This is a genomic window from Lunatibacter salilacus, assembly GCF_009797935.1.
In the GTDB taxonomy this organism is placed as follows: domain Bacteria; phylum Bacteroidota; class Bacteroidia; order Cytophagales; family Cyclobacteriaceae; genus Lunatibacter; species Lunatibacter salilacus.
In genome coordinates this window covers 158,965-177,472 of record NZ_VOLC01000012.1, presented here as the reverse complement: position 1 = coordinate 177,472, position 18,508 = coordinate 158,965, and the positions used below count along the sequence as shown (strand labels likewise).

Sequence of the window (18,508 nt, the reverse complement as noted above, 5' to 3'; positions counted from 1 at the left end):
TTTTTCTTGGCCAATAAGCGAAGATGTTATATTATTGCAACATATTTGCATTTGCAACATTGATTAATAAACTTTAATTACCATGAAAAAGCCACTGTTATACTTACTACTCGGAGCCTCCTTTTTAGCATATTCCTGCGAAACCGACGACGATCAAATCAGAGACCTTGAAGCCCCTGTGATTGGAACAGCGGATGGCAGAGATGCAGTTCGTCCTATGGAGGAAGAAGTCAATCCGGCTACCAAAGATCATCTTCACGTCAGGTTTGGGGTGGATGACCCATCTGGAATCGCCCAGATTAGGGTAGACATTCACAGTTCATTTGACGGGCATACACACGGAAGAATTCAGACAGATTTTGAGCGGCTTGATGTTGATGATATTTATTCTCCTGATGCTGCAAATCCTGACTTTAGGTTTCCCCAAGGAGCCACCCGGGTGAGTGTGGATGGACCGGGTACTGATATTTACTGGGGAGGAAATTCCTCAAGAGTTTCTGGAAACGTGCTGGCCGGACCCTATGATTTTTCTATTCAAGCCATCGATGTACATGGAAATCAGACAAGTTTTGGTGATAATTCCAATTACCTGGCTACATTTTATCTTCAGACTCCATATGCCCCGCAAATCAGCATTGCAAATCTTCATGATGGGGAGTTGGAAGGTGAGGCTGGAGAGCCTTTGGAGTTGGATGGCTTTATTCGAAAAACTGATCATCAATTAAGCACTGATCTAAAATTTCTTTGGGTAAGACTGACTGAAGAGGATGACCATGGCCACGACGATGAACACAGTGCAAGTGCCAGAGTGGCTGAGGAAGGTGACTTTTATGAAAAAATGTGGGGATCTTCTACTTGGAGAGAAGGAATGTCCGGACCAGATTTACCTAGTGCTACCGAACTTAATCTATCCGAAATATTTACCGGAGAAAATGCAATTGTTATTCCAGCAAATGAAGATCACTTGGATTTGATCATTTGGGTAGAAGACACAGGAGGAAATATAACCAGGCTGCTCTACGAAGTGCACATTGAAGATTGAAATATTTCAATATAGAATTTCTGACGGAAATATTCAATAAAAAAAATGGGGGCTTCTGCCCCCTTTTTCATTATGGTATAATTGGCTTAACTTATTTCAGGTAAATGGATGTGTGGGGAAGGTGGAGAAAACTGGAGGATTTTATTGAACCCACTTTTAAATGGTCTTCACTTTTTATAGATTTAGACTGAATGGTGACAATAGATTCCTGACTTTCTTCAAATTGCCTGTTTCCGATTATGTCTTGATTGACTATGAGAAAGAAGCAAATCAACAAACTGAATTTTTTATGATTTCCCATTCCTATCTTGTTTAATATATAGTTAACATTTGTTAAACAGATTTGTTTGCTGTCATTCTAAGTTTTTGCGATAAACAAATAAAATTTTTAATTGTATTAAGCAGTATAAGGCGGGAATTCAAAAATACATGTTTGTAGAAATCGGGAAGAAAACCACCTAAGCAGCTAATGGTCAATAGATAAAAGTTTGGTCGAATTACTAAACCTCAAAAAAATAAATTCTTTGAATGTGTTTAAAAACCAAAAAAACTCTTAAACAAAAAATATTCTTTTGAATTAGGCTTTTATTCAATACTACATGCCACCAAATGATCCCAACAAAAACTCAACGATTAATCCATGTTACTTAATTTGACCTTCAAAGTCAATTTTTAAATAGAACCACGGAGAACACGGAGATTACAAAGAGGACACGGAGGATTTTTTAGCAAAACTTTGTGTTCTTTGTGCCTTCTTTGTGTCCTTCGTGGTCTTTTTTGCTAAACTAAAACTGGAATTGAGTAAATGATCGTCGGTGGCGGGTTTTCTCTTTAGAAAAGCGGTGAATCATTATAGTTCATAGATTTCGAGAATTGAGGAAGTGCCTAATTCTACTATTCTTTGGTTATAAATTTGTCTGGTTAGGATAGAATGGCACACAAATCGAAAGTTGTTCCCTACTAAAGCTTTCAATGCTGTTTTCATTTTTCCCAATATTTCCAGTCGCCAATATGACAGAATAATCGGGACCTTCATCGGCTAGATGAATTTTCAGGTGCCCGTCAAATTTTCTGAAAGATGAAAAGTCCAATTCCGTGCTGTTTGAGAGCGTTCCAAGGATCGTAGTGCTTTCAAGCGTTCTGATATCAATGGGATTCAAGAAAAAGGCAACGTCTGCATCCGGCCTGTCATAGGAACCAAAATGAAGGTGGGCCGGAAAATAATAGGCATCTGTTGAAGAAGCCCCGTTCAGTTTAACCGTAATCTCAACCTTCCCATTTATCAACTCTCTGATTTGGGCAACACCTTGGTAGTCAAAATCGCTTGATTGAAAAAGATCATAGGATATACTATTTGCCGTATACTTTTCGTCTTCTGACTGGCATGAAGCGAAAATTAAAACAAGTAGGGATAGAATTGGTATGATTTTCATGGGAATTGTTTTTTATTTCAAACGAAATTGAGGCCTTCATGTTTGTTATTAATGATAACATTAAAATAAAACAAAGAGATCCTTTCAAACAATTATTTGATACCTTTTTTTTATTTATCCTAATTAATTTTCTATGAAACGATTTACGAAGCTTTTTTCGCAACTAGACCAGACCAACAAGACGAGGGATAAGGTCGCGTTTCTGAAAAACTACTTTGATGAGGCACCGGATACGGATAAGCTTTGGACATTAGCTTTGTTTACCCACAAACGACCCAAGCGTAACATTACGACTGCCCAGCTTCGGTTTTGGTGCCAGGAAATAGCCGGCATCCCATCTTGGCTGTTTGATGAGTCTTATCAGACTGTCGGTGATTTGGCAGAAACAATCGCTTTATTGTTGCCCAATTCGATACAGGAAAGCAACCAATCTTTGAGTTATTGGATAGCATATTTGGCTGATATGAAACCGCTTTCCGAAGAGGAAAAGAAAACCCGAATCCTCAAAGCTTGGCAGATGCTGTCCAAGGAAGAACGCTTTGTCTTTAACAAGTTGATGACGGGCAGCTTTCGAATCGGGGTCAGTCAAAACCTTATCACCCAAGCTGTAGCAGCCGCAGTCGGAAAAGAAACCTCCGAAATATCCCACCGAATAATGGGCAATTGGGATCCCTTGAGTACGACTTTTGATCGGCTTATCCTCTCCGATAACCAACAGGACGACCTTTCCAGACCCTATCCGTTTTTTTTAGCCCACCCCTTGGAAGCAATCCCGGAATCATTGGGTGATCCTAGCGAATGGCTAATTGAATGGAAATGGGATGGTATTCGGGGCCAACTCATTAAGCGTAAAGGGGAGATTTATCTTTGGTCCAGAGGAGAAGAATTGATCTCTGACAAATTTCCGGAGTTGACCGAAATGGCCGCAACCCTTCCTGACGGGTTGGTTTTAGATGGAGAGATCCTCCCCTTTCAGGACGATACTCCCCTACCCTTTGGGGTCTTGCAAACCCGAATCGGAAGGAAAAACCTGACTAAAAAGCTCCTACAAGACGCACCGATTTCCTTTATGGCATATGATGTGTTGGAATTTAATTATGAAGATATACGGGAGCAGCCCATGTTTGAAAGAAGAAAAATTCTAGAAACAGTCATTATGCCGGACTCCCCCACCCGACTTAGACTTTCCCATACCATCAAAAAAGACAGTTGGTCTCAACTTGAGGAGTTAAGACAGACTTCAAGGGAGCAAAAAGCGGAGGGTTTTATGCTTAAAAGAGGAGACTCTGCTTACGAAGCCGGTAGGAAGCGGGGCAATTGGTGGAAATGGAAAATTGAACCCTTGACTATTGACGGAGTTTTGCTTTATGCCCAAAAAGGACATGGACGGAGAGCTGACTTATACAGCGACTATACCTTGGCGGTATGGCAAGGGGAACAACTGGTTCCATTTGCCAAAGCATATTCCGGGCTGACGGATGTGGAGATGCAGTCCGTAGATAAATTCATCAAGCAACATACAAAGGAGCGGTTTGGGCCTGTAAGAACCGTAACGCCAAAACTGGTTTTTGAAATTGCTTTTGAGGGTATTCAACAAAGCCCACGACACAAATCGGGGATAGCGTTGAGATTTCCCCGAATACTCCGATGGAGAAAAGACAAGAAAGTTACCGAAGCTAATTCCCTTGATGATTTAAAGGCATTGTTGGATCTATATGGAAAATAATGACCTAAGACCAGGCCTGGAATGGTTTGATTCCAAGGGGTGGACCCCATTTCCATTTCAGTTCGAAACTTGGCAAGCCTATTTGGATGGAAAAAGCGGTCTACTAAATGCGCCCACAGGTAGCGGAAAGACATTCGCACTTTGGATTCCGGTCCTATTGGATTATATCCGGGAAAATAAAAGCGACTGGAGGAAGCCAAAAAAAAATGGTATCCAAGTCATTTGGGTGACACCCTTGCGGGCTCTTGGCCAGGATATACAGCGGGCAATGCAGGAGGTTTGCGACAGCATGGAATTGCCGTGGAAAGTTGCCGTGAGAACGGGCGACACGGATACTAAAACCCGGCAGGCGCAGAAAAGAAATCCACCTGAATGCTTGGTAACAACACCGGAAACGCTGCATATATTGCTTTCCCAAAAAGGAAACGCTGAGCTATTCGCTGGAGTAAAAGCAATCATTATAGATGAATGGCATGAATTACTTGGAAGTAAACGTGGCGTTCAGGTGCAACTGGCATTGGCCTATATCCGGAATCTTTGCCAGCCCACCATACGACTATGGGCTATTTCCGCTACTATAGGTAATCTAGAGCAGGCATGTAACATTCTTCTGGGCGAAAATCTACCGACTAATATTATCCGGGCGAATATTGAAAAAGAGATCCAGCTCAAAACGGTGTATCCGGATGAATTGGATAAATACCCTTGGTCCGGTCATCTGGGCCTTCGGCTGATTCACAAAGTACTTCCTATCATTGAGTCCCAAAATTCCGTATTGCTTTTTACCAATACCCGGGCGCAGACGGAGTTATGGTATAAAAATATTATGGAGAAAAGGCCGGATTGGGCCGGGTTGGTTGCTATCCATCACGGTTCCTTGGACCAGCATACCCGGACTTGGGTAGAAGATTCCCTACATCAGGGAAAATTAAAACTGGTCGTTTGTACCTCATCGCTGGATTTGGGAGTAGATTTTAGGCCGGTGGAAGCAGTTATCCAAATCGGAAGCCCAAAGGGGGTAGCCCGTTTTATGCAGCGGGCAGGTCGCTCCGGACACAGGCCCGGCGTGCCGAGTATTATTTATTTTGTCCCTACCAATTCCCTTGAACTGATAGAAGCCGCCGCACTGCGTTACGCCATGGATACCGGAGACATGGAAAGCATCCAATCCCCTCAGCTCAGCTATGACGTTCTCGTACAGTTTTTGGTTACCCTCTCAGTCGGGGACGGTTTCTTGCCGGATCGACTTTTTGATATCGTCAAAAGCACCTATTCCTTTCGGGACATCACTCAGGAAACTTTCGATTGGATACTTCAATTTATCACGAAGGGGGGGAAATCACTTAGCGGTTATGATGAATTTTCCAAAGTTGAAATAGATGAAGAAGGATTATATCATGTCAAAGATAAGCGTACGGCAATGCGCCATCGCCTTTCCATGGGAACCATTGTAAGTGCCCCCATGTACAAAGTACGCTTCAAACATGGCGGGTACCTTGGAATGGTCGAAGAGTCTTTTGTCGCAAAGATGAAAAAAGGAGACCGGTTTTTCTTTTCAGGAAGAAACTTGGAGTTTCTTGCTATAAAAGACCTGAGCGTTTTGGTACAGTTATCCAAGAGGAAGAGTAATAACATCCATTCCTATTTGGGAGGCCGCATCTCCCTTTCTTCCAAACTAGCTGCCAATATGAGGAACATATTGGAACAGGCAATTCATGATAACTACTATTGCGAAGAGGTGGAGTTTATCGCCCCGCTTTTGGAGCTTCAGCAAAGTTTATCGCTGATTCCTGACAGCCATACATTTTTGATAGAAAAGAACCGGTCTAGGGAAGGTTACCATGTGATTTTCTTTCCGTTTGAAGGCCGGATGGTTCATGAGGTATTGGCGGCACTGATAGCTTATCGGATCTCCGTCAGTTATCCCATAAGCTTTAGTATGGCAATGAACGACTACGGGTTTGAACTTCTTTCTGACGTTCCCATACCGATTGAAGATGCGCTTGCGGAAGACCTTTTCAGCGAAATAAATCTTGAAGAAGATATTCTAACAAGCATCAACGAAACAGAGATGGCTAGACGGAAGTTTAGAGATATTGCTACCATTTCTGGCATGGTATTTCAGGGATTTCCGGGCAAACCTATAGGTCTTAAACACCTGCAATCGAATTCGGGAATACTTTATGGGGTCTTTGAGGAATACGAGCCGGATAACCTTTTACTTCTTCAAGCCCACCGGGAGGTGTTTGACTTGCAGATGGAAAAAGACAAGGTCCTACAGGCAGTTCAACGGATTAACTCCCAAAAGATAGTTCTGAAAAGTCCGGTGCAGTTTACGCCTTTCGGATTCCCCATCATGGTGGATGGTTTTTGGCTGCGATCCAGTCTAAGTTCAGAAACGTTGGAAGATCGGGTCATGAAAATGAAAGCTGATTTACTAAAATAACCCCTTAACATAAATTCAGATACTATACCGACAAAAATTGGTACCTTGTAATCACCATAATATTAATTAAACCAAAAACCCTATTTCATGAAACGATATATTATTTTAATGCTTTGGATTAGCAGTCAGGCCTGTCTCGCACAGACTCCTCCAAATGGTCCCGAAGTGACCGATTTAACTTGGGACAAATTCACCGTAGAAACGGTAGTAGATGACATCAAAGTTCCGTGGGGACTGGCTTTTTTACCGGATGGCAGCATGCTGATAACCGAAAGAGCTGGAGAATTGATCCATTTTAAAGACGGTAAAAAAACCAACATCCAAGGACTACCTGCAATCAAAGCTGCGGGTCAGGGTGGCTTGTTGGACATCACGTTGCATCCCGACTATGCTTCCAATGGCTGGATCTATTTTTCGTATTCATCCGAAGAGGGCGAAGAGGAAGGCTCCCATACGGCAATCAGTAGGGCGAAATTAAACGGTAATTCCCTTACCGATCTGGAAGTAATTTACAAAGCCGCACCCAATTCAAAATCAGGTTCTCATTTCGGTTCCCGAATTGTATTCGATGGGAATGGATATATGTATTTCACCATCGGCGAGCGGGGCGATCTGAACAACAACCCCCAGGATATCAAACGGGATGGAGGAAAGGTTTATCGCTTGCATGAGGACGGCAAAGTCCCTTCTGATAACCCTTTTGTAAATACGCAGGGAGCCAAGCCTGCCATTTACTCTTATGGCCACCGTAACCCACAGGGAATGATCATTCACCCCGAGACAAAGGAAGTTTGGGTGAACGAGCATGGTCCTCGCGGAGGGGATGAAATTAACGTCGTGAAAAAGGGAGCCAACTACGGCTGGCCGGTTATTTCCTATGGAATCAACTATAATGGAACCATCCTGACAGAAGAAACACACAAGGACGGCATGGAGCAACCACTATACTATTGGGTACCGTCCATCGCTCCAAGTGGTTTTGCTGTGGTGACTAGTGACAAGTATCCGGAATGGAAGGGAGATTTGCTGGTAGGAGCATTGAGCTTTGCCTACTTGGAGAAACTGACCTTAGAAGGAAATAAAGTAGTGAAACGAGAACGGGTCATCGATGGCATGGGACGTGTCCGAAATGTGGTAATGGGGCCGGATGGTCTGATCTATGCAGGTGTAGAAGGAAAAGGAATTGTGAGAGTTGTTCCGAATTAATAGTTGATGGGTTGATAGGTCGATGGGTTTATAAGTTGTTGAGTTGATAAGTTGATAGTCGATAGGGTATAAGGTAAAAGAGTGAAGACCTTACAGCTTAACCTGTTCCAATAATTCTCCGACTGGGTGAAGCAATTGGGTGAAGTATTAAATACACCCTTTTACTCCTAATCTCCGCTGGTACGTTTACTTTCCAAATATCCCATTTCAACATTTGTATCCATTCCAGATAATTTTTATATTTATCGCATGCAAGCCATTGCCCGCAACATAAATCCTTTCACCGATTTCGGGTTTAAGAAGATTTTTGGAGAGGAAGCCACAAAGGACCTGCTGTTGGACTTCATCAATGCCGTACTGGAGCCAGAGACAGGACCCATCGCAAGCCTGGAGTTTTCCAGAAACGAACATCTGGGAACAGGAAAGATGGACAAAAAGGTGGTGTTTGACATCTACTGCATAGCCGAATCCGGTGAACGCTTTATCGTGGAGATGCAGAAGGCTTTTCAGCTAAACCTCAGGGACCGCTCACTATATTACGCCACATACCCCGTTCAGGAGCAGGGTAAGCGGGGCAATTGGAACTACTCTCTTCAGCCCGTTTATTGCATTTCCATACTCGATTTTTCCATGGACCCGGAAGATGGGAGGTATCTACAACGGGTGGGTCTGATGGATATTGAGACGGGGAAACGGTTCAGCGACAAGCTCCATTTTGTGTATGTAGAAGTTCCCAAATTCCAAAAAAAGGAGTCGGAACTTGAAACAAAATTCGAGAAATGGCTGTATGTGTTAAAGCACTTGGAGTTTCTTGAAAGACTGCCGGGCAGCGTGCGGGAAAAGATATTTGAAAAAGTCATGGATATAGCGACAATCACAAACTTGGAAAAAAAAGACCTAAGGGCCTACGAGCAGAGTCTCAAGCGCTACCGGGATCTCAAGAATGCTCTAGTTGCCAGCGAGCAAAAAGGAGAACAGATCGGATTGGAGAAAGGTGAACAGATTGGACTGGAGAAAGGAGAACAAATTGGATTGGAGAAAGGTGAACAGATTGGATTGGAGAAAGGTGAACAGAAGAAAATTCGGTCCGGAATCGTGAATCTTTACAAAGAAAACATGCCCCTAAACCTTATCGCCCGCGTAATGGAAGTAAGTGTATCCGAGGTCGAAAAAATCCTGAAGGAACAGGGATTTGGGAGGTGAGGCGTTGGGGAGATACAGGAAGTGATACAGTAAGATTCTGTGATGCTGCCATTGACCGGATATAGTATCCACTACTTCCTTTAACTCCCAAAATTCTTTGAAGAAGTAATTCTTTTTATGCCAATTGCAATGGCATAATTGAGTACTTTTTAGAAAACAAAAGTTCGCAATTTTGACCACTGTCTTGCTAAGATTTGAAATAGATCCCGTTTATATACGTTTTTCGATTGTTGAAGTTGAAATATTGTAGCAATCGAAGCGAAGCGTAGACCCTGAGGAGCGTAGCGGTGCAGGGTACAGTTAAAACCTGCCTGCCGATAGGCTGGTATGGCCCAGCGTCCGAAATATCTCATAGCAATCTGTTTTCGTTTATCTGAAATAACGAGTCAACCTAAAATCCGCTCAGCAAATCCCCCCATAAACCCATAGACTTTTAAACCTATCGACTCATCAACCCATCAACCTATAGACCAATCAACCTCATCTACTCCTTCCAAACAGTATGAAAATGCTTTCCCTCAGGAGCATCCACACGTTCATAGGTATGGGCTCCGAAATAATCCCTTTGGGCTTGGATTAGATTAGCTGGACTTTCGGCAGTGATTGCGCCAAGGAAATAATTGATTGCGGCAGAAAATACAGGCAGGGCAAGTCCATGCTTAATCCCCTCCCCGGCTACAAATGCTAGTTTCTGATGGGATAGTTTCATACGGTCAATAACCTCTGGATGCATCAACAAATTGTCTGTAGTCGAAAACCAAGCTACGGCCGATTCCATTAAGCTGGATCTTATGATACATCCATTTGTCCATATACGGGCAATTTCGGAAAAATTCAAGTTCCAATTATGTTCATCACTTACAGCTTTCATCAGACTAAAACCTACTTCATGGTTGATGATTCTACAAGCCTGATAGGCGTCTTTAAGAGATTCTAAAAAATTGCTTCTATCTCCGGAAATTGCTTTCGGCTTATGTCCGTAGACTTGCGAAGCTTTAGATCTTTCGTCCTTCTTGAAAGAAATGGCTCTTGCCATAACCGCTTCAGATAAAACGCCATAAGGAACGCCATATTCCAACGCTGTAGTCACTGACCAGCCCCCTGTTCCTTTTTGGGCAGCTTTGTCCAGAATCTTATCCAACAACAATTCGTCATCTTCATAGGTATTAAGGATATCACATGTGATTTCTAACAGGTAACTAGCAGTATCTCCCTCTTGCCAAGTACTAAACACTTCAAATATCTCCTTGGGATCCATTCCCAAATGCCGTCGCATCAGGAAATAAGCTTCGGTCAAAGCCTGCATTTCCGCATATTCAATACTGTTGTGGACCATTTTGATAAAATGCCCAGAACCTTCCGGCCCAATATATGCAGTGCATGGCTTCCCTGATTTGTCCTTGGCTGCAATTTTCTCAAACAGTGAAAGTACCTTATCTACAGCTTCTTTTGGACCACTTGGCATGATGGAAGGGCCTTTAAGGGCACCTTCTTCACCTCCAGAAACGCCCGTGCCCACAAAAAGCAGTTCTTTCTCTTCCAGATAACTTACCCTGCGGTTTGTGTCTTTATAAAACGAGTTGCCTCCGTCGATAATGATGTCGCCTGGAGAAAGCAGAGGAATTAACTCCTCTATTTGATGATCGACTGCCTTTCCTGCCGGAATCATCAACAAGATTTTTCTGGGAGTAGAAAGCGACGTCACAAAGGACGGTAAATCATCAAAAGCCAACATGTTTTTCTGATCCGGAAACTGTTCCAATACCTTTGCTGCTACCTTTTCTTCTTTATTGGGTACATGCCTGTTATAGATAGAAAGGGGAACATCATTGTTTGATAAGTTTAAGGCCAGACTTTTGCCCATCACTCCCATTCCAATCACACCAAATGATGATAATTCATTCATGTTTTTTAAAAGAAAATGTATTTGTTCCACAATTTCAGCCGGAGTGGAATCAATTGAGACTTTATAACCATAAGCTGGCTTTTCCAAGGTAGCAAATTGAGATTCAAGCAGGGCGGGGTTCATAAAATGACCAACTCGGGCATCCAAACGCTCTTGAATCAGTTCCCTACTCCCATCCAAAAGGACCCAAATGGGATTACTCCCCCGTTTCAAGATTTTTCTATATTTCTCATTCAGTGCGGAACAGGCCAAAACAGCACCTCCGTTTCGATCCCAGGATTGAATTTTGATTCGCAAATTATTTAACCAAGGTATCCGGTCTTCGTCGGTGAGCGGTATGCCTTTTCGCATTTTTTCGACGTTGGAAGTCGGATGAAAATTATCCCCGTCATAAAATGGGAAATTCAATTTTTCAGCAAGCAACTGGCCAACAGTGGTTTTTCCACATCCAGTAACGCCATAAACGATAATTACCATACTCAAAACTACCAAAAAATCCGACTAATTCCCCCAGATCTATACCTTTCCTTTTGTCAATATCACCTAATAACCAATAAAAGTTTATTTGTCAATTGATTATCTGGAAGGCTGATGCTTGTCGGTTAAGGGGTAGTGCCCAATCTCCCCTTAGGTTAAGTCGCTCGTTGATCTGTCTGATGAAGTGGTCAACACCATATTCCGAGCCGGGAAAAAAACCAGGCACTTTGTTTACTTGGACCAGAACACAGCGTTTGAATTTGAAAAAATAAAGCTGTTTCCTAAAAAAAAGCTTATTTATTGACTAAATTCAAAATCTATTAAATATCTAAATCACCTATGAAGAATTACAGTTTATTTATTTTCGCTATTTTTCTAAGCATAATCTCGTGCTCCAACCCTGTTCAAACTGAAGAAATAGACATTACGGATGGATGGAGATCCCTTTTTAACGGTCAGGATATGGAAAACTGGAGAATAAAAATCGCAAAACACGAACTGGATGAAAACTTTGAGAATACCTTCCGGGTAGAGGATGGATTGATGAAGGTAAGGTATGATGGATATGAAGATTTTGACAGGCAATATGGCCACATCTTTTATGATGAACCATTTTCCTACTACCTCTATCGGGTGGAATATCGATTTGTCGGCGAGCAGGCACCTGCTGGAGAAGGTTGGGCGCTACGGAATTCGGGCGTAATGCTTCACGGCCAAAACCCTGAAACGATGACTAAGGATCAGGATTTCCCCATTTCCATAGAAGGCCAACTTTTAGGTGGAGACGGAGAAAACAACCGTCCAACAAGCAATTTATGCACCCCGGGTACCAACGTTGTGATTGATGAAGAATTGTTTACGTCTCATTGCCTAAATTCCAGTTCTAAAACCTACCACGGAGAGCAATGGGTGGTAGCAGATTTTTTGGTGTTGGGAGATTCCATCATCCATCACATTCTGGAAGGAGACACCGTACTTACCTACCATAAGCCCCAAATGGGCGGCGGCAATGTCAGCAATCATAATCCTGATGTAAAAGTTGACGGTCAACTGATCTCTGAAGGATACATTTCCCTTCAAAGCGAAAGCCACCCCATCGATTTTAAAAGAGTTGAAATTTTCGATTTGTCTTCGTACAAAGAGCAGGGAAAATTGGAAGAGGTACTTAAGAAATTAAGGGAAGCTGAAGGTTATTAGTAATTTAATTTTCACGAACCTCGGGTTTTGGCGGGAAATAAATGGCACGTCAACCCTCGCCGCTGCCAAAATGCCCCACCCCGTCCCTGCCCCTTTAGAGGAGGGCGATCGATGACGTCGATAAAGTCAATTTTTCTTTTTAAAACGGATTTATTTCGGGTGGCTAATAAGATTATACCTCTAAAGGGCTATGAAAGTCCAATTCATTTTCCAAATTCTAAAATCACAAATCTAAAATCTGAAATCTAAAATCCGAAATCACAATTACTCAGGCAATGCATCCAAAATCAGTTCCACCAACCTCGCTTTCTCACTGTTTTTGATCCATCGGGCTACAATTACCAAGTCATTTTGCTCATCGACATAAATCATGTTGGTTCCTGCCCCGATGTGAAAAAATGCAGACTCCGGTGCTGCGGGGATTTCTTTTCTATCTGTATTTAGAAAATAGTTCATAAATCCATATCCTGTCTGCACCGCCGTTGGGGTTCTGGATTTGGAAATCCAGTCGGACGAAATTAGCTGTTCATTTTTCCATTTCCCCTTATGCAAGGTTAGGTAACCAAACCGGGCCTGATCGTAAGCATTGATAAACATACCTCCACCCCAGTGTGAACCGCCACTAACCGACTGAACCACCTGTCCGTCCAAGACGATGAAGGAATTTTCGTAGCCAGTCCATCGCCAGGTGGGACTTGCTCCAATTTTGTCCATTATTTGTTCCCGTAGTACTATCGGCAATGGTCTTCTCCAAACATTAAGGGCAGCCAAAGCCAGGACGTTTACCCGTGTATCATTATACTTATACACTGTTCCCGGATCATTTCTTTTTCTGTCAAGCCACTCTGATGAATTATTCTGAGGGCGGTCTGCCCAATCCGGCTTACCCCAGAGTGTTCCCTCCCAATCCGATGTCTGTCTTAGTAAGTGTTCCCAAGTAATCTTCCTGTTGTGTTCCGTCTCAAATAGCTCAAATACATCTTCTTGTGTCAGGTGGTCTGCCTTATTGCGGAAGGCAAGTTGGGGATCATAAGGGATGATAGGTGCCATATAAGGATAGACTAGATCCTTTTCACTGTCAATCAATCCCTGGTCAACGGCCAAGCCAACTACGGCTGATAGAATACTTTTGGCAACACTAAAAGTAAGGTCAACCCGCTCCGGATCCCCCCATTTGCCGATAATGTACCCCTTGTAAATAATCAGCCCAGTAGCTTCTCCTCTATCTTTCAATGGTCCCACCGGAAACCCAAATGGTTCCCGACCGAAACCGCTCTGGTAGTGCGCAATTTTAAGATTTTTGTCAGCTTCACTCTCTGATTGCTCTGCAAAGGAAATTGCCTCTTGGATTTTATCCGCATTCATCTGCATCTCTACCGGATTCCTTTCCTCCCAGTGGCCCTTTTCGGGAAAATAAATGGTTTGGGAATAGCTGGGGGTAACAAGTAAAAATAAAAGTGGAAAAACGAGACAGGTAGTACGATTCATTGGTTTCAGAGTTGAGTTTTGAAGAGAAGTTAAGAAGAATATTTAAATTCTACTAAAAGCCTTGAAAAAATTAAAGGGCAAACGGATCTCCGTTTGCCCTTTTCATGACTAGTCAACATAAAATTACGCCGCAAATAAATGGTGTTGTTATTATACCCTTACTCCCGTAGTTCCCCCACCTGCCAGCGTAATGTCCACAGGGGAATTATTTGACCATGAGCCACCTGTAAAGTCCGGAACATCAATTGAATTGGATCTATTGGCTACCGACCACTCGCTTAATGGAGTAATTGCAGACCATAATGCCGCGTCATACACGTCCTGATCCAGCGGAAGCCCATTTCGCAAACAGTCTATCAGCCTCCAGTCCATCATAAAGTCCATACCTCCGTGTCCACCGATCTGCTTAGCCATTTCTCCAACTTTCCGGACGATTTCCGGGGTGTATTTTTCTCTAAGAGCAGTCATATCTTCCTCTTTCAGCCAGCCGTGACCTGAGGAAATTCCTTCTGTAGGCCACTTTTGTGCCATGCCTTTTGTACCGCTGATGAGGTGAATTCGTGAATAAGGACGTGGAGATGAAACATCATGCTGAATCATGATAGATTTGCCTTTTTTGGTTTTCACTACCGTAGTATTCATATTGCCCCTATATTTCTTAGTGGCATAGGTCGCATAAAAATTGTCTTCCTCCGCCAATTTCTCAGCGTGGGCCCGCATATGAAAATCGTTACTGGAAAGTGACGTCAAATAGTCCATCTGATCTCCCCGATTAATATCCATTATCTGACAAATCGGTCCCAACCCATGGGTTGGATAGATATTTCCGTCCCTATAATTTTCCTGTAGCCGCCACATTTCTTGGTACCCATCTCCTTTTTTGAAATTCAAGTCCAACAAATCGTGGATATAGGCCCCTTCCCCGTGAATAATTTCACCAAAATACCCGTCTCGAGCCATACTGAGTGTCATTAATTCGAAGAAATCATAACAGCAGTTTTCCAATTGCATGCAATGCTTCTTAGTTCGCTCAGAGGTTTCTACCAGTTGCCAGCATTCTTCGAGGGTGATGGCTATTGGCACTTCAGACACGGCATGTTTGCCAGCTTCCATGGCATATACCGCCATTGGTGTGTGCCATTCCCAAGGTGTCGCTATGTAAATCAAATCCAAATCATCCCTGTCTACCATCTTTTTCCAGGCATATGCAGATCCGCTGTAGGTTTCGGGCTTATGGGAGGTGCCTTCGAGACTTTTCATTACCTTGTCGACCATTTCTGGTCGCAGGTCACAAAGCGCCTTTATCTCAACCCCCTCTATTTTGCTCAGTCGATTGACTGCTCCCGGTCCACGCATGCCCAAGCCGATTACTCCGACCCGAACCACATTCATTTTGGGAGCTGCGAATCCAGACATGTTGAACCGTTGAACATGTTTGCGCTGGCTTTGGGCGTGTACCTGATTAAGCTGCTCGGGAGTGAACCCGGAAAGTCCTGCACCCAACAAGCCCATGCCTGTGATGCCTGAAAGTTTGAGGAAATCTCTTCTGTTATTACTCATAATGGTTTATTGAAAACGGTTTTGTCAGCGAAACTCTAGTAAATTTATTTCAAGGTAGGGCAAAAAACAATTGGATAAACAGTTTTTTACACCAACTGCATTATATTTTGAAGAATATTTTCTTTTGGTAGAGAAAATAACATATGTACCAGAAAGCACCCAAGGTAAAACAAGCATTTAAGAAATAAAGGACTGCCTCGCTTAGTCCAAGCGGACCAAGGAACCCATAGCTGAATATACTTATAAAATCGAACAGCCATTTTCCCAAAAGTCCTGCAAACATGTAGATAAAGATGGGATTCATTCCCACAATTATAAATGGAAATGTCCACGACTGAACTTTTTTCATGTCCACCAACCAGAAGAAGAATGCCAAAGTCAGTAATGCCCATCCTCCTGAGGCAAATACAAATGAGGTCGTACTGATGCGTTTGATTATGGGTGTCACACCGGACCAATCCATGCCATAACCAATCACCAGACTGATTAGCCCCGCAAATACAAAAGTTTTTACTTTATCGATATTGGCTTTGTCGGATAGCAGATAGTTTCCGCACATGGCACCCCAAAGCGTATGCACGGCCGTGGGAATACAATTAATAGCCACCCAACCTCCGCTGTTGATCTTACCCATAAGTATCATATCCGTATAAGAACCGAAATTTTCACCCTTAACAAAGGGAGTATCTGGGTTATAAAACCGATACATCAACTCCGTCAAAACCAATAAGGCAATTGAAACTCCAAATTGGATTTTAGCGGGCTGCCGAATAAATAAATATGTAAACAAAATTGTGAATGAAAGCTGGGTCAAAACATTCCAGAGCTCAAAAACCAGTTCCTTGCTATAAAAACAATGAAGTCCAGTTCCAAAAAGGAATAGAAGCATGCAGCGTTTCAGAATATGCCGAGTCACTTTATTTCTATCTGAGGATACAGCCAGTCGTCTGTTAAGTGAAAATGGCATCGCCACCCCAACAATAAACATAAAGAAAGGTTGAATAAGGTCCCAAAACCGTAGTCCATTCCAAGGGTGGTGAGTAAATTGTAAGAAAAGTCCGTGGAGTGCGGTTCCTTCGGGAAAGAGTTCCAAAAGTGCCCGATAGATCAACGCACTTTCCGCAATCAATAAAAACATGGTAATGCCTCTGTAAGCATCCAGGGAAACCAAACGCTGTTGAGGAGAAATAATGGCGTTATTCATGGTGTGATTTTAAGGGGTTTATCTAAAAGAAGAGTAATGTCAACTAAATGATTACAATCCAATATTTGTTCTATGGCATCAAATATAAACTTTCATTCTGCTCATCCAAAAATTAAAGATCAAAAATGCGTGGTAAAAAACTTCCGATTCTGAATTTTGCATTAATTATTAGAATCGATTGACTATAAATCTTTCCTTCGCTATCTATTCCCCAATGAAAAAAATCAGAATTAATTTTCCAGTATGATTCTTCGATAACTGAACAATGCGGGCTCCCCGCTATCTTTTATTTCTAATTTGATATGCAATCTAACTCACTTTGTCAGTTCTGACATATTAAATTTGAGCTCTTGGCTAGCAGGATTGGTTAGGATAGAATCTCCTGTATATCCACCGCTTCTTTATAAATAAACCATCGATAAAATACCGTTTCTCCATCTGGATCATTGCTGCCTTTAGCCGTCAAATGATGAAACTTTTTTGCAGACTAGTTATTCTTCCAAAATTTCATTTAGTATTTCCACATATGCCGAAGCGATCTGCTGCATTCCCCAATCGGAGGGATGCGTCCCATCCACCGTGGCATCCATATCCAATTGGATATCTTCTTTTGCTAATAAATAAATTTCCTCAATGCTATCGAAAAGCAGGTCCTTGTATACTTCTCTGACCCAGGTATTGACCTGGCCAACCGCCCCATCTCTTTCCCTATCCGTCAAGCTGTCTGTATAGCCTGCATGTTCGACCAAAAGGACAGGTGTATCGGGATGCTTCTCTTTAAGAAAACGTACCGCATGGTTCAGCCTGCTTTTTATTTCATTCTCCGTCCAGTTGCCTGACGGGACCAAATTGGGCAAGCAATCCAAAACATAGACCGCAGCCTCGGTATTTGAGATATGTTCCAATATCTCTGGTTCCAGTCGACCATTTCCTGAAAAACCAAGATTAACAACTGTGCGACCTAGATCCCGGCCCACAATCGCCGGCCATGCCATGCCTGGTCTGGAAGCGCAGGCACCTTGCGCTATAGACGTTCCATAGACAATAATTGGTTTTTCTGAGGATGGGGGAATAATTTTTATCAAACTATCTGTTGGCACACCTATTTCCAAATTTTTCACACCATTATAAAGTGGAAGGTATAGTTTAAATTCACGTTCCGCTTGTTCCGCCAGGTTGACTCGGAAAACATAGGCTACGGTGTCCCCAAAGGAATAAGATCCCCTCACCCATTCCAAATCACCGTTATTTTTCATATATAAATCCAATCCGCTTACGCCAGTAGCCGGCATATGCGCCATTTGAATATTACCGGCGGGGATAAATCGCACCTGAATCGTGGCTGCATCGGTCACAAAACGAAGCTCCATTCCGGCTGTATGACGCGAGAGGTTCCATACAGGTTTCCTTACCTGAGCCTCTGCTTCATCGGGAAGTCTGGCATAACCTACCGTGCCGCGAAGTTGACCATGAATTGAAGCACTCAGAGCCAATGGGTCATACCATTTAGTCTTTTGGGCAAAGGTCGAAATTGAAATTAAAACGAGAAAAATAAAGGGGTAAATGATTTTTCTTCTATACATAGGACAAAGGAAATTAAAAATAAAGAACTTCCAACTC

At 42.7% G+C, this 18,508-nt stretch carries 15 protein-coding genes; 6 read left to right on the top strand and 9 right to left on the bottom strand.

Going from position 1 to position 18,508, the window contains the following annotated elements:
* Positions 1-82 precede the first annotated feature (82 nt).
* Complete coding sequence (locus FQ608_RS16780; protein WP_158859434.1) at positions 83-1,042, top strand: DUF4625 domain-containing protein; 960 nt, start codon at positions 83-85, stop codon at positions 1,040-1,042.
* A 91-nt stretch (positions 1,043-1,133) separates the two neighbouring features.
* Here the strand turns inward: FQ608_RS16780 and FQ608_RS16775 are convergent, their stop codons facing one another.
* Positions 1,134-1,343: a hypothetical protein gene (locus tag FQ608_RS16775; RefSeq protein WP_158859432.1), complete on the bottom strand. Its 210-nt coding sequence runs from the start codon at positions 1,341-1,343 to the stop codon at positions 1,134-1,136.
* Positions 1,344-1,947: 604 nt separating this feature from the next.
* Positions 1,948-2,475, bottom strand: coding sequence for a hypothetical protein (locus FQ608_RS16770; RefSeq protein WP_158859430.1), 528 nt, complete (start codon positions 2,473-2,475; stop codon positions 1,948-1,950).
* A 133-nt stretch (positions 2,476-2,608) separates the two neighbouring features.
* On the opposite strand from FQ608_RS16770, the gene FQ608_RS16765 reads away from it, so the two are divergent.
* The 4 genes from FQ608_RS16765 (at position 2,609) to FQ608_RS16750 (ending at position 9,056) form a co-directional block, all read left to right on the top strand.
* Positions 2,609-4,201 carry an ATP-dependent DNA ligase gene (locus FQ608_RS16765; RefSeq protein ID WP_158859428.1) on the top strand — a complete coding sequence of 531 codons (1,593 nt, stop codon included), beginning with the start codon at positions 2,609-2,611 and terminating at the stop codon, positions 4,199-4,201.
* Positions 4,191-6,647, top strand: coding sequence for a ligase-associated DNA damage response DEXH box helicase (locus FQ608_RS16760; protein ID WP_158859426.1), 2,457 nt, complete (start codon positions 4,191-4,193; stop codon positions 6,645-6,647). The genes FQ608_RS16765 and FQ608_RS16760 overlap by 11 nt, the downstream gene beginning before the upstream one ends.
* Before the next feature lie 87 nt (positions 6,648-6,734).
* Positions 6,735-7,853 carry a PQQ-dependent sugar dehydrogenase gene (locus FQ608_RS16755; protein WP_158859424.1) on the top strand — a complete coding sequence of 373 codons (1,119 nt, stop codon included), beginning with the start codon at positions 6,735-6,737 and terminating at the stop codon, positions 7,851-7,853.
* 249 nt (positions 7,854-8,102) lie between these two features.
* Positions 8,103-9,056: an Rpn family recombination-promoting nuclease/putative transposase gene (locus FQ608_RS16750; RefSeq protein ID WP_158859422.1), complete on the top strand. Its 954-nt coding sequence runs from the start codon at positions 8,103-8,105 to the stop codon at positions 9,054-9,056.
* 484 nt (positions 9,057-9,540) lie between these two features.
* On the opposite strand, the gene gndA is transcribed toward FQ608_RS16750, so the two are convergent.
* On the bottom strand, positions 9,541-11,439 hold the full coding sequence (gene gndA / locus FQ608_RS16745; RefSeq protein ID WP_158859409.1) for an NADP-dependent phosphogluconate dehydrogenase: 1,899 nt from the start codon (positions 11,437-11,439) through the stop codon (positions 9,541-9,543).
* Positions 11,440-11,778: 339 nt separating this feature from the next.
* Here gndA and FQ608_RS16740 point away from each other — a divergent pair, with 339 nt between their 5' ends.
* Positions 11,779-12,636, top strand: coding sequence for a 3-keto-disaccharide hydrolase (locus FQ608_RS16740; protein ID WP_158859407.1), 858 nt, complete (start codon positions 11,779-11,781; stop codon positions 12,634-12,636).
* Positions 12,637-12,900: 264 nt separating this feature from the next.
* On the opposite strand, the gene FQ608_RS16735 is transcribed toward FQ608_RS16740, so the two are convergent.
* The 6 genes from FQ608_RS16735 to FQ608_RS16720 all read right to left on the bottom strand — a co-directional run bounded on the left by FQ608_RS16735 (position 12,901) and on the right by FQ608_RS16720 (position 18,471).
* The gene (locus FQ608_RS16735) at positions 12,901-14,124 is read right to left on the bottom strand and encodes a serine hydrolase domain-containing protein (protein ID WP_158859405.1); all 1,224 of its coding nucleotides are present in this window, start codon (positions 14,122-14,124) and stop codon (positions 12,901-12,903) included.
* Between the two features lie 150 nt (positions 14,125-14,274).
* The gene (locus tag FQ608_RS16730) at positions 14,275-15,684 is read right to left on the bottom strand and encodes a Gfo/Idh/MocA family protein (protein ID WP_158859403.1); all 1,410 of its coding nucleotides are present in this window, start codon (positions 15,682-15,684) and stop codon (positions 14,275-14,277) included.
* Positions 15,685-15,784: 100 nt separating this feature from the next.
* A complete protein-coding gene (locus FQ608_RS16725) occupies positions 15,785-16,888 on the bottom strand; it encodes an acyltransferase family protein (protein ID WP_158859401.1) in 1,104 nt (367 codons plus the stop codon).
* Positions 16,889-17,118: 230 nt separating this feature from the next.
* On the bottom strand, positions 17,119-17,196 hold the full coding sequence (locus tag FQ608_RS28070; protein WP_394351663.1) for a hypothetical protein: 78 nt from the start codon (positions 17,194-17,196) through the stop codon (positions 17,119-17,121).
* A gap of 59 nt (positions 17,197-17,255) precedes the next feature.
* Positions 17,256-17,354 (bottom strand): hypothetical protein, encoded by a 99-nt coding sequence (locus FQ608_RS28065; protein ID WP_394351662.1) that lies wholly within the window; start codon positions 17,352-17,354, stop codon positions 17,256-17,258.
* Positions 17,355-17,379: 25 nt separating this feature from the next.
* Positions 17,380-18,471: an SGNH/GDSL hydrolase family protein gene (locus tag FQ608_RS16720; protein WP_158859399.1), complete on the bottom strand. Its 1,092-nt coding sequence runs from the start codon at positions 18,469-18,471 to the stop codon at positions 17,380-17,382.
* Positions 18,472-18,508 lie beyond the last annotated feature (37 nt).

Bases quoted from the DNA above. Each gene is read 5' to 3' on its own strand.
- FQ608_RS16780 (WP_158859434.1), top strand. From the start codon at position 83: ATGAAAAAGCCACTGTTATACTTACTACTCGGAGCCTCCTTTTTAGCA.
- FQ608_RS16775 (WP_158859432.1), bottom strand. From the start codon at position 1,343: ATGGGAAATCATAAAAAATTCAGTTTGTTGATTTGCTTCTTTCTCATA.
- FQ608_RS16770 (WP_158859430.1), bottom strand. From the start codon at position 2,475: ATGAAAATCATACCAATTCTATCCCTACTTGTTTTAATTTTCGCTTCA.
- FQ608_RS16765 (WP_158859428.1), top strand. From the start codon at position 2,609: ATGAAACGATTTACGAAGCTTTTTTCGCAACTAGACCAGACCAACAAG.
- FQ608_RS16760 (WP_158859426.1), top strand. From the start codon at position 4,191: ATGGAAAATAATGACCTAAGACCAGGCCTGGAATGGTTTGATTCCAAG.
- FQ608_RS16755 (WP_158859424.1), top strand. From the start codon at position 6,735: ATGAAACGATATATTATTTTAATGCTTTGGATTAGCAGTCAGGCCTGT.
- FQ608_RS16750 (WP_158859422.1), top strand. From the start codon at position 8,103: ATGCAAGCCATTGCCCGCAACATAAATCCTTTCACCGATTTCGGGTTT.
- gndA (WP_158859409.1), bottom strand. From the start codon at position 11,439: ATGGTAATTATCGTTTATGGCGTTACTGGATGTGGAAAAACCACTGTT.
- FQ608_RS16740 (WP_158859407.1), top strand. From the start codon at position 11,779: ATGAAGAATTACAGTTTATTTATTTTCGCTATTTTTCTAAGCATAATC.
- FQ608_RS16735 (WP_158859405.1), bottom strand. From the start codon at position 14,124: ATGAATCGTACTACCTGTCTCGTTTTTCCACTTTTATTTTTACTTGTT.
- FQ608_RS16730 (WP_158859403.1), bottom strand. From the start codon at position 15,684: ATGAGTAATAACAGAAGAGATTTCCTCAAACTTTCAGGCATCACAGGC.
- FQ608_RS16725 (WP_158859401.1), bottom strand. From the start codon at position 16,888: ATGAATAACGCCATTATTTCTCCTCAACAGCGTTTGGTTTCCCTGGAT.
- FQ608_RS16720 (WP_158859399.1), bottom strand. From the start codon at position 18,471: ATGTATAGAAGAAAAATCATTTACCCCTTTATTTTTCTCGTTTTAATT.